This is a genomic window from Mycobacterium sp. 4858 (assembly GCF_900240975.1).
In the GTDB taxonomy this organism is placed as follows: domain Bacteria; phylum Actinomycetota; class Actinomycetes; order Mycobacteriales; family Mycobacteriaceae; genus Mycobacterium.
The window spans coordinates 36,211-49,621 of record NZ_LT968776.1 but is presented as its reverse complement, the minus strand read 5'-3'; the positions used below and the strand labels follow the sequence as shown (position 1 = coordinate 49,621).

The window sequence follows — 13,411 nt, the reverse complement described above, 5'->3', positions numbered from 1 at the left end:
AAGCGGGCCGTGTGCTGAACGATGCGCCAATACGCTGCCCCCGATGGGTGCTTCGGGGCTACCGCTTTGGCTCGTGCTTGTTGGTGTCGTCACCGTCGCCATCGCGATCGCGGTCGGGTGCATCAGCGTGGCGAATCGTACGCTCCGGCACGTCGGTAAAGAGCACAATCCGGCGATGTCGCCGTTCATCGCCGTAGTCGCGCTCGTCTACGGCGCCCTGGTGGGATTCACGGTGGTCGTGTCTTGGCAGCAGTTCTCCTCAGCCGAGGTGATCGTCGCCAACGAGGCGTCGGCGCTGACGACGATGTACCGGCAGACCGTCGCCATGCAGGAGCCGGAGCGGACACAGATTCAGCGGCTGCTGCGAACATACGCGACCGCCCTCGAAAACGCGGACCCGAACAAGCAGGCCAGCGACGGAAGTTCCGACAACGCGCGAACCGCCATCACGAAGATGTACCGCATCATCGGCAATCAACCGCCGAACGTCGCTTCGAGCCACATCAACGCCGAATTCCTCAGCCAGTTGACCGTTCTGGCCTCCGATCGCACCCAGCGCATCATCGACACCAAGCCGCGCATACCACCGCTGCTATGGGGCGGTCTGGTGTTCGGCGCCGTTGTGTTGGTGGCACTCACCGGATTTCTGCGCCTGGGCAGCACTTTCGGTCACGCAATGGTGTCCGGCGCGATCGCGGTGCTGCTCGGTCTACTGCTGTGCATCATCTTCTCGCTGGACCATCCCATGTCGACCGAGCAGAAACTCACCTCCGCGCCGTTTCAGCACGCGCTGGAGGTGTTCGACGCGGTCGACCGGGCAACGTAGTTGGGCGTGGTCGACGTTGCACGTTACGTAACAGCGGTTTAGGGGCATTCGGGGCGAAGGCCGGTGTCGCCGGCCCGCCGTCGACCGTTCGGGAGGGGTGCCATGTCGAACAGCGCGTCCCCGGTCACGCCGGCCCAATTGGCCCAGAACACCGTCTTCGAACGACTCGCGCGAGTCGGGTTCGTCGTGAACGGGATACTGCATCTCATCGTCGGCTACCTCGCCATCCGTGTCGCGTGCGGCGATGGCGGCACCGCTGATCAGACCGGCGCCCTGGCGACGCTGGCGGCCAAACCAGGCGGCCCGCTCGCGCTCTGGATCGCCACGGCCGCCCTCCTGGCGATGGGCCTTTGGCGGCTTGTCGAAACCGCGCTGGGCCGATCGAGCGACCGTGAGTCGCAGCGTTCGTCGGATGCGTCCTCGCGGGCGAAGGCCTTGGGGCTGGCGGCGGTCTACCTCGCGTTCGCCTATTCCGCGTTCGGATTCGCCCGGGGCGCGGGCAGGCCGGCCGATCAACAGAATTCGAGCATGAGCGCGCGCCTCATGGCTACGCCCGGCGGCACCATCGCGCTCGTCGCGTGTGGCCTGGTCATCGTCGCGGTCGGTTGCTACCACGTCTACAAGGGCGCCAGCGGTAATTTCGTCGACGACCTGCAGGGCAAGTCGGGTGACCTGGTGCGGCGGCTTGGCATGGCCGGATACATCGGCAAGGGCATCGTGATCACCCTGACGGGCGCGCTGGTGATCGTGGCCGCGTGCCGCTCAGAACCGAAGAAGGCGACCGGGCTCGACGGCGCGCTGAAGACGCTGGGGGCCCAGCACTACGGGGCCGCGCTGCTGACTGTCGCCGGCCTGGGACTCATCACCTACGGGCTGTACAGCTTCGTGATGGCCCGGTCAACCAAGATGTAGCTGTAGCCCGCCTCAGCGGTTCCGCAGCCGGTCCAGTGCGCCGCGCACGGCGTTCTCCGTCATCGACAGCGGCGTCATCATCGTCTCGCCCACCTTGACCATGCCGTCGATGCGCCCGACGATCGCCTCCACCGGCTCGACCAGAACGATCAGTCGCCTCGCCAGGTCGTCCAGCCGCGACAGCGTGCCGTCCAGGTGGTCAAGCCCGCTTTCCATGCGCTCGACCGTGGCGTTCAGGTTGGACAGGGACGCGTTCAGCTCTTTCATGGTGGTGCTCAGGCCATCGAGGACGTCTTCGACCTGCTCCACGGTCTTGTCGGCATTCAGTGCAGCCTGGGTGAGAGTTTTGAGCCGGTTCCGCTCTTGCCCGCCGCGCATGGTTCTGTCTGCCATGACCGTCATTATCACCCGGGACAATCCGGGCCGGGGCTAGCTTGGCTGACCCGGCCGGGGCGGCAGTTTGGCCGCGGCCTCCTCGTCCAGCAGCCACAGCGTCGTCTCCTGACCGATCGCCCCGGCGGCGGGCACCGAACCCGGCGGGGCGCCGCCGATCGCCGCCGCCACCGCGTCCGCCTTCGAGGCGCCGGACACCATCAGCCAAACCTCGCGCGACTGCTGAACCGCGGGCAGGGTCAAGGTGATTCGTTGGGGAGGCGGCTTGGGGGAGTCCTCGACCGCGACGACCATGCGGCTGGTTTCCAGCACGGCGGGGGTGTCCGGGAAGAGGGAGTTGATGTGGCCCTCCGGGCCCATACCCAACAGGTGCACGTCGAAATTCGGAACCCGTTGGCCGGGGGCGGCATTGGCCGCCAGCAGCTGTTCGTAGGCCAGCGCCGCGGCCGCGAGGTCGGTGCCGAATTCGCCGTCGCTGGCCGGCATCGTGTGCACATGGCTGCACGGAATGTCGATCCGGTCCAGCAAGGCCGCGCGCGCCTGCTTGTCGTTGCGTTCGTCGTCGTCCTCGGGGACGTAGCGTTCGTCACCCCAGAACAGGTGCACCTTGGGCCAGGCGATCTCGTGGCCCGCCAGGGACTCGAGCAACCCGATGCCATTGCCGCCACCGGTCAGCACGACGAGCGCTCGGTCACGGGCCGCCACGGCCTCGCGGATGGTGCCGGCCAGTCGGTTGGCGGCGGCCTCGACCAGTGCCTGACTTTCGGGAAAAACTTCGATGATGGTGCTCACACGTACTGCACTTTCTCAATGCCTGCTAGCGCTGTCTGATAAATCTCGTCCGGGTCGAGCCGCCGCAAGTCTTCGGCGAGGCACTCGCCGGTTTCCCTACGCGCCAAGGGGAGTAGTGCCTCCGGCTTGGCGGTGCGGCTCAGTGTCGCCGTCCTGCCCTCTTGGGGCCGGCTCAACACGATGGTCTCGCTCTTGCGAACCAGTTCCACCTTGAGCTCGCCGACCGCACGGCGCACCGGGCCGTCGATCCGGCTGGCCAGCCAGCCCGCGAGGATGTCAAGCGCAGGCTCCGCCTTCAGGCCGGACACCAGGGCCGACTCGATCGGCTCGTGCGGCGCCAGGTCGACGGCCGAGGTGAGCAGCGCCCGCCAATAGGTGATGCGCGCCCACGCCAGGTCGGTGTCACCGGCGGTGTATCCCGACCGGCGGCTCTTGATCGCCGACAGCGGGTCGGTTGCGTTGGTGGCGTCCGTGATGCGCCGAATCGCCAACTTGCCCAACGGGTCTTCGGCCGGAGTCGCCGGGGCGATGTCCGGCCACCAGGCCACCACGGGAATGTCGGGAAGCAGGAACGGGGTCACGACGCTGGCTGCGTGCCCGGCGAGCGGCCCGGACAGGTTCAGGATCACCACCTCGGTGGCTCCGGTGTCCCCACCCGCGCGCAGCTGCGCGTCCAGGCGCGGCTCGTCGGCATACGGGTCGCCCCGCATGGTGACGATGATCCGGCTGGGATGCTCGTGGCTGGCGTTGTTGGCCGCCTCGAGCGACTCCTCGAGGACGGCGTCGCTGTCCGGCGCGACGATCAACGTCAGCACCCGGCCCATCGTCACGGCGCCGACCTTCTCCCGCAGTTCGTCGAGCTTCTTGTTGACCGCGGTGGTGGTGGTGTCGGGCATGTCGATGATCACGAGCGCCGCTCCTCTTCATCACTGCGTTCTGCATCGTCGACGGCGCGAATCATCTAGGGCCGCCGCCATTCGCGACCGGTCCGGCGCAGCATCTCGAACGACGACTCCGGACCCCACGTCCCCGCCTCATACGGCTCAGGCTTGCCGTCGGCCGCCCAGTTGTCGAGGACGGGATCCAATATCTGCCAAGCCAATTCGACCTCTTCGTTGACAGGGAACAACGACGGCTCGCCCAGCAACACGTCCAGGATCAGCTGTTCGTAGGCCTCGGGCGACTCCTCGGCGAACGCCGAGCCGTAGGAGAAGTCCATGTTGACGTCGCGGACCTCCATCGCGGTGCCGGGCACCTTGGAGCCGAATCGCAGCGTGATGCCCTCGTCGGGCTGCACCCGGATGACCATCGCATTGGCCCCCAGTTCGTCGGTCATGGTGGCGTCGAACGGCAGATGCGGGGCGCGCTTGAAGACCAGCGCGATCTCGGTCACCCTGCGGCCCAGCCGTTTGCCGGTACGCAGGTAGAACGGCACGCCGGCCCAGCGGCGGGTGTCAACCTCCAGCGTGATCGCGGCGAACGTCTCGGTCGTGGAGTCCTTCGCGAACCCTTCCTCGTCCAGCAGACCCACCACTTTCTCGCCGCCCTGCCAGCCGCCGGCGTATTGGCCGCGGCTGGTGGTCTCGTCGAGCGGCTGGGCCAGCTGCGTCGCCGAAAGCACCTTGATCTTCTCGGTCTGCAAGGCCGCCGGGTTGAAGCTGACCGGCTCTTCCATCGCGGTCAGCGCGAGCAACTGCATCAGGTGGTTCTGGATGACATCTCGGGCGGCGCCGATACCGTCGTAATATCCGGCGCGGCCGCCCAATCCGATGTCCTCGGCCATGGTGATCTGTACGTGGTCGACGTAGTGCGCGTTCCAGATCGGGTCGAACAACTGATTGGCGAACCGCAACGCCAGGATGTTGCGGACGGTCTCCTTGCCCAGATAGTGGTCGATGCGGAACACGGCCTCTTCGGGGAAGACGGCGTTAACCGCATGGTTGAGGGCCTGCGCGCTTTCCAGGTCGTGCCCGAACGGCTTCTCGATGACGACGCGGCTCCATCGATCGCCCTGCGGGCGGGCCAGCCCGGACCTGTGCAGCTGGTCGCACACCACCGGAAACGATTTCGGCGGGATGGCCAGGTAGAAGGCGTGGTTGCCGCCGGTGCCGCGCTCGGCGTCCAGCTTGTCCAGGGTTTCGGCCAGCCGGCTGAACGATTCGTCGTCGTCGAAAGAGCCCGGCACGAAACGGAATCCCTCGGCCAGCCGCTCCCAGTTCTCCTCCCGGAACGGCGTGCGGCAGTGTTCCTTGACGGCCTGGTAGACGACCTTGCGGAAGTCCTGGGTTTCCCAGTCCCGGCGGGCGAAGCCCACCAGGGAGAAGCTCGGCGGCAGCAGCCCCCGATTGGCCAGGTCGTAGATGGCCGGCATCACCTTTTTGCGGGCGAGGTCACCGGTGACGCCGAAGATCACCATGCCGCAGGGGCCGGCGATCCTCGGCAGCCGCTTGTCGCGCTTGTCCCGCAGCGGGTTATGCCATTGTGCAGCGGTACGAGCCGGACTCATTTGGAGGCGGAACCCAGCTGCTTCTGCGTCTCCTCCAGCAGCTCGGTCCACGACTCCACGAACTTCTCCACGCCCTCTTTCTCGAGGACCACGAACACGTCGGTGAGGTCGATCCCGACCCCGGCCAGCTTGTCGAAGACCTCTTGCGCGGCCGACGCGGTGCCGGTGACCGTGTCACCCGTGATCTCGCCGTGATCGGCGACCGCGTCAATTGTCTTCTCCGGCATGGTGTTCACCGTGTTCGGCGCGACCAGCTCGGTGACGTAGAGGGTGTCGGAGTAGTCGGGGTTCTTGACCCCGGTCGACGCCCACAGCGGCCGCTGCACGCGGGCCCCGTCGCCCTTGAGCGCCTCGTAGCGATCGCCGCCCTCGAACACCTCCTGGTAGGCCGCGTAGGCGAGGCGGGCGTTGGCCACACCGGCCTGGCCGCGCAACGCGAGCGCCTCCTCGGAACCGATCTTCTCCAGCCGCTTGTCCACCTCGGTGTCCACCCGGGACACGAAGAACGATGCCACGGAATGGATCTTGGACAGGTCGTGACCCGCCTCGCCGGCCTTCTCCAGGCCGGCCAGGTAGGCGTCCATCACCTGGCGGTGCCGCTCGACCGAGAAGATCAGCGTGACGTTGACCGAGATCCCTTCGGCGAGAACGGAGGTGATCGCCGGGATGCCGGCCTTGGTGGCCGGGATCTTGATGAACAGGTTGGGCCGGTCGACGATCTTCCACAGCTCGACGGCCTGCGCGACGGTCTTGTCGGTCTCGTCCGCCAGCCGCGGGTCCACCTCGATGGACACCCGGCCGTCGACGCCGTCGGACGCTTCCCACTGGGGCTTGAGCACGTCGCAGGCGTTGCGCACGTCGTCGGTGGTGACGGTGCGGATGGTAGCGTCCACGTCGGCGCCGCGCTCGGCGAGCTCGGCGATCTGGCCGTCGTAGGCGTCGCCTTCGGCCAGCGCCTTCTGGAAGATCGACGGGTTGGTGGTCACTCCCACAACACTTTTGGTGTCGATCAGCTCCTTCAGATTGCCCGACTGCAGCCGCTGGCGCGACAAGTCATCCAGCCACACGGAAACTCCCGCGGCGCTGAGCGCGGCGAGGTTAGGGTTCTGAGTCATGTGAATCACCCTTTCTCAGTTGTCCACTACCTGTTCCGCGGCGGCCGCGACGGCTTCTGCGGTGAAACCGAATTCACGGAACAAAGTCTTGTAGTCGGCGGATTCGCCGTAGTGCTCGATCGAGACGATCCGGCCGGTGTCGCCGACGAGCTTGTGCCAGGGCTGCGCGACGCCGGCCTCGACGGCCACCCGGGCCGACACCGAGGGGGGCAGGACGCTGTCGCGGTAGGCCTCGGGCTGCGACTCGAACCATTCCACGCACGGCATGGATACCACCCGCGCGACGATGTCCTTGTCGGCCAACAACTTCTGGGCCTCGACGGCGAGCTGGACCTCGGACCCGGTGGCGATCAACACCACGTCGGGGTCCTCGGTGCCTTCGTCGCCAAGGATGTAGCCACCCCGGGTCACGCCCTCGTAGTCGGTGCCCTCGAGGATCGGCACGCCCTGGCGGGTCAGGATCAGCCCGACCGGGCCGCTGCCGTTGCCGCGGGCCAGGATCGTGCGCCAGGCGTAGGCGGTCTCGTTGGCGTCGGCCGGGCGCACCACCGACAGCTTGGGGATGGCCCGCAGCGCCGCGAGGTGCTCGATCGGCTGGTGGGTCGGCCCGTCCTCGCCGAGCCCGATCGAATCATGCGTCCACACGTAGATGGTGTCGATGTCCATCAGCGATGCCAGCCGCACCGCCGGGCGCATGTAGTCGGAGAACTGCAGGAACGTGCCGCCGTAGGCCCGGGTCGGGCCGTGCAGCACGATGCCGGACAGGATGGCGCCCATCGCATGCTCGCGCACGCCGAAGTGCAGTGTGCGGCCGTACCAGTCCGCCGTGTAGTCCTTGGTCGAAATCGACGGCGGCCCAAAGGATTTGACGTTGTCCATAGTGGTGTTGTTGCTGCCCGCCAGGTCGGCCGAGCCGCCCCACAACTCCGGGAGCTTCGGGCCCACGGCGTTGAGCACCTTGCCGGATGCCGCGCGGGTCGCCAGCGCCTTGTCGCCGGGTTCCCAGCGCGGGATGTCGGCGTCCCAGCCCTCTGGCAGCTCCTCGGCGGTCAACCGGTCCAGCAGCGCCTTGCGGTCGGGTTCGCGCTGCGTCCACGCGTCGAAATCCGCCTGCCACTTCTCGTGCGCTTCCTTGCCCCGGTCCACCAGCTTGCGGGTGTGGGCGATGACCTCGTCGCGCACCTCGAACTTCTTTTCCGGGTCGAAGCCCAGGATCTCCTTGACGGCCGCGACTTCCTCGTCGCCCAGCGCCGCGCCGTGCGCCTTCCCGGTGTTCATCAGCTTTGGCGCCGGGTAGCCGATGATCGTGCGCAGCGAGATGAACGACGGCCGGTCGGTGGTCGCCTTGGCGTTGGCGATGGCCTCTTCGATCGCGACGACGTTCTCGCCGCCCTCCACCTCTTGCACGTGCCAGCCGTATGCGCGGTAGCGCGCGGCGGTGTCCTCGCACAGCGCGATGTCGGTGTCGTCCTCGATCGAGATCTGGTTGTGGTCGTAGAAGACGATCAGGTTGCCCAGCTGCTGCACGGCCGCCAGCGACGAGGCCTCGGAGGTGACGCCCTCCTCGATGTCGCCGTCCGAGGCGATCACGTAGATGAAGTGATCGAAGGGGCTGGTGCCCGGGGCGGCGTCGGGGTCGAACAGGCCGCGTTCGTAGCGCGACGCCATCGCCATGCCGACGGCCGAGGCCAGACCCTGGCCCAGCGGGCCGGTGGTGATCTCAACGCCCTTGGTGTGCCGGAACTCCGGGTGCCCGGGCGTCTTGGATCCCCACGTGCGCAGCGACTCGATGTCGGACAGCTCCAGGCCGAACCCGCCCAGGTACAGCTGGATGTACAGCGTCAGGCTGCTGTGACCACACGACAGCACGAACCGGTCGCGGCCCAGCCAGTAGGTGTCGCTGGGGTCGTGTCGCATCGTGTGCTGGAACAGCGTGTAGGCCAGGGGAGCCAGGCTCATCGCCGTTCCGGGATGTCCGTTGCCGACTTTTTGGACCGCGTCGGCGGCCAGCACCCGGACGGTGTCGACGGCGGCCGAGTCGAGCTCGGACCAGTCGTCGGGGAGGTGCGGTTGGGTCAGCGTAGAGATCTCTTCGAGTGTCGTCACAGACTCAGTCCTAAGGGTCATCGAGCTGATCAATCCCACCCTAGTGCGGGATGGCCGGCTCTTGCAGTGCAGGTTTCGGGTACCCGCCGCCGGCTGGTGTGAAAATTACGCGGTAGCCGCCGACCCGTAACATTCAGTTCGGAAATCTGGGAGAAGTCTGGGTGAATGGACCCTGCGGGCGGGCCATCGGCGCCCCGCGGTCTACCATCGTGCGTAGTAGATGCTGCGCGCTGCTGCGACCCCAAGGAGTTATTGCGTGAGCGTTCGCGGGCGCGTCGCCCCGAGCCGAATACCGAGCCGAGTCTCGAGCCGAGTTCAAGGCACGGTGCTGGCGTATTTGGCGCTGACCAAGCCGCGGGTCATCGAACTGCTGCTGGTGACCGCGATCCCCGCCATGCTGCTCGCCCACCGCGGTGCGGTGAACCCGCTGCTGATCCTCAACACGTTGATCGGCGGGATGCTGGCCGCCGGGGGAGCCAACACGCTCAACTGCGTGGCCGACGCGGACATCGACAAGGTGATGAAGCGCACCGCGCGCCGGCCGCTGGCCCGCGCCGCGGTGCCGACGCGCAACGCCTTGATCCTGGGCCTGGTGCTCACGGTGGGCTCGTTCTTCTGGCTGTGGTGGACGACGAACCTGTTGTCGGGTCTGCTGGCGCTCGCCACGATCGCCTTCTACGTGTTCGTCTACACGCTGCTGCTCAAGCGCCGCACCTCGCAGAACGTCGTGTGGGGCGGAGCGGCCGGCTGCATGCCGGTGATGATCGGCTGGTCGGCCGTCACCGGCACCATCGGCTGGCCGGCGCTGGTGATGTTCGCGGTCATCTTCTTCTGGACGCCGCCGCACACCTGGGCGCTGGCGATGCGTTACAAGGACGACTACAAGGCCGCCGGCGTCCCCATGCTGCCCGCCGTGGCGACCGAGCGTGAGGTCACCAAGCAGATCCTCATCTACACCTGGCTGACGGTGTTGTCGACGCTGGCGCTGGCCCTGGCCACCGGCTGGCTGTACGCGGCGGTCGCCGTGGCCGCCGGGGTGTGGTTCCTGGCGATGGCCCACCAGCTGTACGCCGGGGTTCGCGCCGGCGAGCCGGTCAAACCGTTGCGGTTGTTCCTGCAATCGAACAACTATCTCGCGGTGGTCTTCTGCGCGCTGGCGGTCGATTCGGTGATCGCGCTGCCGCACCTGTTCTGAGTCTCAGTCACAGCGGCCACATCCGACGCCGAACGTGGGGCCCAGGTACAAAATCCGCCTGGAATCCGTCCCTAGGCCCCACACTCGACGCCTCGGCCGGCCCCTCAGGGCAGCAGCACGATCGAGCCCGCCGTCTTGCGGCCCTGCAGGTCGTGATGGGCGCGCGCGGCCTCGGCGAGCGGATACCGCCCACCCACTTCGACGGTGATGGCGCCGCCGGCGATCGCGTCGAACAATTCCTCTGCCCGCCAACTGAATTCCTGGCCGGTGCGGATGAAGTGGGCCAGCGAGGGGCGGGTCAAGAACACCGAGCCGGCGGCGTTGAGGCGCTGAGGATCGAACGGCGGAACGGGTCCGCTGGCCGCCCCGAACAGCGCCAGCGTGCCGCGCACGGCCAGGCTGGCCAGGCTCGCTTCGAAGGTGCTGGCGCCGACGCCGTCGTACACGGCCTCCACACCGGCCCCGTCGGTGAGTCCGCGGATCTGCCGGCCGAACTCCTCGGCATCCTCCGGATAGGACAACACCTCGTCGGCGCCGGCCTGCCTGGACAGCCGGGCCTTCTCCGGCGTGGAGACCGTGGTGATGACCCGCGCGCCGAGCAGGCGGGCCCACTGCGTCAGGATCAGCCCGACACCGCCCGCGCCGGCGTGCACCAGCACCGTGTCGCCGGCCTGCACCGGATAGACCGAATTCAGCAGGTAGTGCGCGGTCAGGCCCTTCAGCAGCACCGACGCGGCCACGTCGGAACCCACCCCGTCCGGCACGTGTGCCGTCAAAAACGCTGGGGCCGTAGCGTACTCGGCATAACCGCCGGACGCCGACGCGCTGACCACCCGGTCGCCGACGCGGAACCCGTCGGCGTCGTCACCGATCGCGGCGACGGTCCCGCACAGCTCCGAGCCGAGGATGAACGGCAGCTGGCGCGGGTACTGCCCCGAGCGGAAGTAGGTGTCGATGTAGTTGACGCCGATGGCCTCGGCCTTGATCAGCACCTCGCCGGAACCGGGCGACGGTTGTGGCGCGTCGATGTAGCGCAGCACCTCGGGGCCGCCGGTTTCGCTGACTTCGATTGCGTGCATGTGCTTATCATGCCCGGGCCATGAAACTCGCCCGCCCGGACATCTTCCATCCCCGCATCGTGCTGGCGGGGCCCGGCGACGATCCTGGGGACGCCGGCCTGGTCCCAGCGCTGCGCGCCCGCGGACTGCACGCCCGCTGGCTGGAGTGGGACGACCCCGACACCCTGCGCGCCGACCTGGTCATCCTGCGCGCGCCCGCGGACGACCAACGGCGCGACGGATTCCTGACCTGGACCCGCCGGGTGCGCCACCTGCTCAACCCGCCCGACGCGGTCGCCTGGAACCTCGATGAGCGGTATCTGCGCGACCTTGAGAACGACGGGGTCCCGACCCGGCCGGGTCGGACGGCGCAGGCGGCGCTGATCTTCCTGGGCGGCAAGCGGTCGCACTCCTGGCCGGTCGACCTGGAGTTCGAATCGTGGGACCTCGGTTACGCCGCGATCGCGTCGGCCGCGGACCGCTCCGGGATCGATCCACGCGAGCTGCTTTACGCGCGCGCCGACGTGAGCGGTGAAGCGCTGGTGCGGCTTGACCTCGTCGCGCCGTCGCTGGGCTGGCAGCACCTGGACGTTGCCACCCGCGAGCGCGGCGAGCGCGACTTCGCGCTCGCCGTGGAGTCAGCTTGCGAGCGGCTCGGGCTCGGCCCGCTCTCGCGACCGTTCCCGCATGGAGGCCCATAACGCCGCGGTCGCGGCGGTGCACGCCGCGGCGCCGGCCACGTGCAGGGCGACCAGGGCGGCGGGCACCCCGGTGAAGTACTGGGCCGTGCCGACGGCGGCCTGCGCGCACACCAGTGCGAGCAGCACGATCAGCCGCCGCAGGATCGGCCGCGAGGCGTGCACGGCCAGCAGCCCGAAGCCGAGGCCGGCCAGCAGGGCGAGGTAGGCGATCAGCAGCGAGGAATGCGCGTGCACCAGGGTGTCGACCGCGATCTCGAGGCGGGGCACCGTCCGGGTGGGGCTGCGGTCACCCGCGTGCGGGCCGGCGGCCGTCACCAGCGTGCCGGTGACCAGCACCACCGCCAGATCCAGGCCGATCAGCGCCGTCAGTCCGCGCAGCGGCACGGGCACCCGCCGCTGCGGCAACCCGTCGTCGGGCTCACCGATCTTGACGTAGAGCAACACCGACAGCCACACCATCGTCATCGAAGTCAGCAGGTGGATGGCCACCGTCCACCACAGCAGCCCGGTGCGCACGGTGATGCCGCCGATCACCGCCTGAACCACCGTCGACACCGGCATCAGCCACGCATAGACCAGGACTTCCCGGCGTCGCCGGGCCCGGGTCACGGCCAGCACGGCCAGCGCCGCCGCGACGACCACCGCGAAGGTGATCATGCGGTTGCCGAACTCGACCGCCTGATGGATGCGCGGCACCTCGGCGTGCGCGACCGGGATGAAGCTGCCCGGAAAGCACTGCGGCCAGGTGGGACAACCCAGGCCCGACGCGGTGACGCGGACTATCGCCCCGGTGACGGCGATGCCGCCCTGCGTGAGGACGACGGCCGCGGCGACGAGGCGCTGGACACGCACGCTCGGGTTGGGGAGCAGGTCCACCAACCGCATCAGCGTTCGTCCGAGCATGGCCCGATGGTAGGCCAACGAAAACTACGTCCTGTAGTAAGCCCTGGCGTCACGAGACATAAACCACGTACACCCGCCTCGGCGTGTCGTGTGCGTGGTTTACGTGTCGTGAGAGGCGGGCGAGCCGAGCCCGCGTCAGGTGAAGCGGAACCAGCGCCGCGCGGCCAGCGCGGCGAGCACGCCCCACACCGCCAGGACCACGACGCCGAACCAGTCCACCGACAGCGCCATGGCCCGCGACAGCGCCTCGGTGAGCGCGCCGGAGGGGGTGAGCCGGGCCGCCCACTTGACCCCCGCCGGGATCATCCCGCTCTCCACGGTCAGCGCGCCGAGGCCGGCGAAGACGAACCACAGCAGGTTGGCGACGGCGAGCACGATCTCGGCGCGCAGCGTGCCGCCGAGCAGCAGCCCGAGGGCCGCGAAGCCCGCGGTGCCCAGCGCGATGACTGCGGCGCCCAACGCCAGCGCGGCCGGGGCCGGCCGCCACCCCAGCGCAAAACCGATGGTGCCCAACAGGATTGCCTGCAGGAACACCACAGTGACCACGGCCAGCGACTTGCCGGCGATGATGCCCCAGACCGGCAGCGGGGTGGCCCCCAGCCGCTTGAGCGCGCCGTAGCGGCGGTCGAAGGCGACGGCGATGGCCTGCCCGGTGAACGCGGTCGAGATCACCGCGAGGGCCATGATGACGGGGACGAACGTGGCGGCGCGGTTGTGGCCGAACGACCCGAGCGGCAAGAGCGTGAGCCCGACCAGCAGCGTGATCGGGATGAACATGGTCAGCAGCAGCTGCTCGCCGTTGCGCAGCAGCAGCTTGAGCTCCAGGTCGAACTGGGCGGCCAGCATCCGCGGCACGGGAGCGGGTCGCGGGTCGGGTTTGAAGGTTCCCGAAGGGAAGACGCTC

General features: G+C 68.3%; 13 protein-coding genes. 4 read left to right on the top strand and 9 right to left on the bottom strand.

What is annotated here, in order from left to right; all coding sequences use genetic code 11:
- Nucleotides 1–43 precede the first annotated feature (43 nt).
- On the top strand, nucleotides 44–826 hold the full coding sequence (locus tag C1737_RS08390; protein ID WP_102417863.1) for a DUF4239 domain-containing protein: 783 nt from the start codon (nucleotides 44–46) through the stop codon (nucleotides 824–826).
- Nucleotides 827–928: 102 nt separating this feature from the next.
- A complete protein-coding gene (locus C1737_RS08385; RefSeq protein WP_102417862.1) occupies nucleotides 929–1,738 on the top strand; it encodes a DUF1206 domain-containing protein in 810 nt (269 codons plus the stop codon).
- A 12-nt stretch (nucleotides 1,739–1,750) separates the two neighbouring features.
- Here the strand turns inward: C1737_RS08385 and C1737_RS08380 are convergent, their stop codons facing one another.
- The 6 genes from C1737_RS08380 to tkt are packed head-to-tail and all read right to left on the bottom strand — an operon-like array spanning nucleotide 1,751 to nucleotide 8,650.
- Nucleotides 1,751–2,140 (bottom strand): ATPase, encoded by a 390-nt coding sequence (locus C1737_RS08380; protein ID WP_102417861.1) that lies wholly within the window; start codon nucleotides 2,138–2,140, stop codon nucleotides 1,751–1,753.
- 27 nt (nucleotides 2,141–2,167) lie between these two features.
- Complete coding sequence (pgl, locus tag C1737_RS08375; RefSeq protein WP_102417860.1) at nucleotides 2,168–2,923, bottom strand: 6-phosphogluconolactonase; 756 nt, start codon at nucleotides 2,921–2,923, stop codon at nucleotides 2,168–2,170.
- Nucleotides 2,920–3,831, bottom strand: coding sequence for a glucose-6-phosphate dehydrogenase assembly protein OpcA (opcA, locus tag C1737_RS08370; protein WP_068093153.1), 912 nt, complete (start codon nucleotides 3,829–3,831; stop codon nucleotides 2,920–2,922). The genes pgl and opcA overlap by 4 nt, the downstream gene beginning before the upstream one ends.
- Nucleotides 3,832–3,884: 53 nt before the next feature.
- Complete coding sequence (gene zwf, locus C1737_RS08365; protein ID WP_067928575.1) at nucleotides 3,885–5,429, bottom strand: glucose-6-phosphate dehydrogenase; 1,545 nt, start codon at nucleotides 5,427–5,429, stop codon at nucleotides 3,885–3,887.
- Nucleotides 5,426–6,544 carry a transaldolase gene (gene tal, locus C1737_RS08360; RefSeq protein WP_102417859.1) on the bottom strand — a complete coding sequence of 373 codons (1,119 nt, stop codon included), beginning with the start codon at nucleotides 6,542–6,544 and terminating at the stop codon, nucleotides 5,426–5,428. Before tal ends, zwf begins: the two co-directional genes overlap by 4 nt.
- Before the next feature lie 15 nt (nucleotides 6,545–6,559).
- Nucleotides 6,560–8,650, bottom strand: a complete 2,091-nt coding sequence (tkt, locus tag C1737_RS08355; protein WP_102417858.1) for a transketolase — start codon at nucleotides 8,648–8,650, stop codon at nucleotides 6,560–6,562.
- 256 nt (nucleotides 8,651–8,906) lie between these two features.
- Between tkt and C1737_RS08350 the strand changes: the two genes are divergently transcribed.
- Nucleotides 8,907–9,845 carry a heme o synthase gene (locus tag C1737_RS08350; protein ID WP_068093164.1) on the top strand — a complete coding sequence of 313 codons (939 nt, stop codon included), beginning with the start codon at nucleotides 8,907–8,909 and terminating at the stop codon, nucleotides 9,843–9,845.
- Nucleotides 9,846–9,949: 104 nt separating this feature from the next.
- Here C1737_RS08350 and C1737_RS08345 read toward each other — a convergent pair whose 3' ends face one another.
- Nucleotides 9,950–10,924, bottom strand: a complete 975-nt coding sequence (locus tag C1737_RS08345; RefSeq protein WP_102417857.1) for a quinone oxidoreductase — start codon at nucleotides 10,922–10,924, stop codon at nucleotides 9,950–9,952.
- A gap of 20 nt (nucleotides 10,925–10,944) precedes the next feature.
- Between C1737_RS08345 and C1737_RS08340 the strand changes: the two genes are divergently transcribed.
- Nucleotides 10,945–11,604: a hypothetical protein gene (locus C1737_RS08340; RefSeq protein WP_102417856.1), complete on the top strand. Its 660-nt coding sequence runs from the start codon at nucleotides 10,945–10,947 to the stop codon at nucleotides 11,602–11,604.
- Here C1737_RS08340 and C1737_RS08335 read toward each other — a convergent pair.
- Nucleotides 11,542–12,507 (bottom strand): heme A synthase, encoded by a 966-nt coding sequence (locus tag C1737_RS08335; protein ID WP_102417855.1) that lies wholly within the window; start codon nucleotides 12,505–12,507, stop codon nucleotides 11,542–11,544. The genes C1737_RS08340 and C1737_RS08335 overlap by 63 nt on opposite strands.
- Nucleotides 12,508–12,642: 135 nt before the next feature.
- On the bottom strand, nucleotides 12,643–13,353 hold the full coding sequence (locus C1737_RS08330) for an ABC transporter permease (RefSeq protein WP_231980254.1): 711 nt from the start codon (nucleotides 13,351–13,353) through the stop codon (nucleotides 12,643–12,645).
- Nucleotides 13,354–13,411 lie beyond the last annotated feature (58 nt).

Excerpts from the sequence above, each read along its gene's own strand:
- C1737_RS08330 (WP_231980254.1), bottom strand. The coding sequence starts at position 13,353 with ATGCTGGCCGCCCAGTTCGACCTGGAGCTCAAGCTGCTGCTGCGCAAC.
- C1737_RS08345 (WP_102417857.1), bottom strand. The coding sequence starts at position 10,924 with ATGCACGCAATCGAAGTCAGCGAAACCGGCGGCCCCGAGGTGCTGCGC.
- tal (WP_102417859.1), bottom strand. The coding sequence starts at position 6,544 with ATGACTCAGAACCCTAACCTCGCCGCGCTCAGCGCCGCGGGAGTTTCC.
- C1737_RS08335 (WP_102417855.1), bottom strand. The coding sequence starts at position 12,507 with ATGCTCGGACGAACGCTGATGCGGTTGGTGGACCTGCTCCCCAACCCG.
- C1737_RS08385 (WP_102417862.1), top strand. The coding sequence starts at position 929 with ATGTCGAACAGCGCGTCCCCGGTCACGCCGGCCCAATTGGCCCAGAAC.
- zwf (WP_067928575.1), bottom strand. The coding sequence starts at position 5,429 with ATGAGTCCGGCTCGTACCGCTGCACAATGGCATAACCCGCTGCGGGAC.
- C1737_RS08390 (WP_102417863.1), top strand. The coding sequence starts at position 44 with ATGGGTGCTTCGGGGCTACCGCTTTGGCTCGTGCTTGTTGGTGTCGTC.
- C1737_RS08380 (WP_102417861.1), bottom strand. The coding sequence starts at position 2,140 with ATGACGGTCATGGCAGACAGAACCATGCGCGGCGGGCAAGAGCGGAAC.
- C1737_RS08340 (WP_102417856.1), top strand. The coding sequence starts at position 10,945 with ATGAAACTCGCCCGCCCGGACATCTTCCATCCCCGCATCGTGCTGGCG.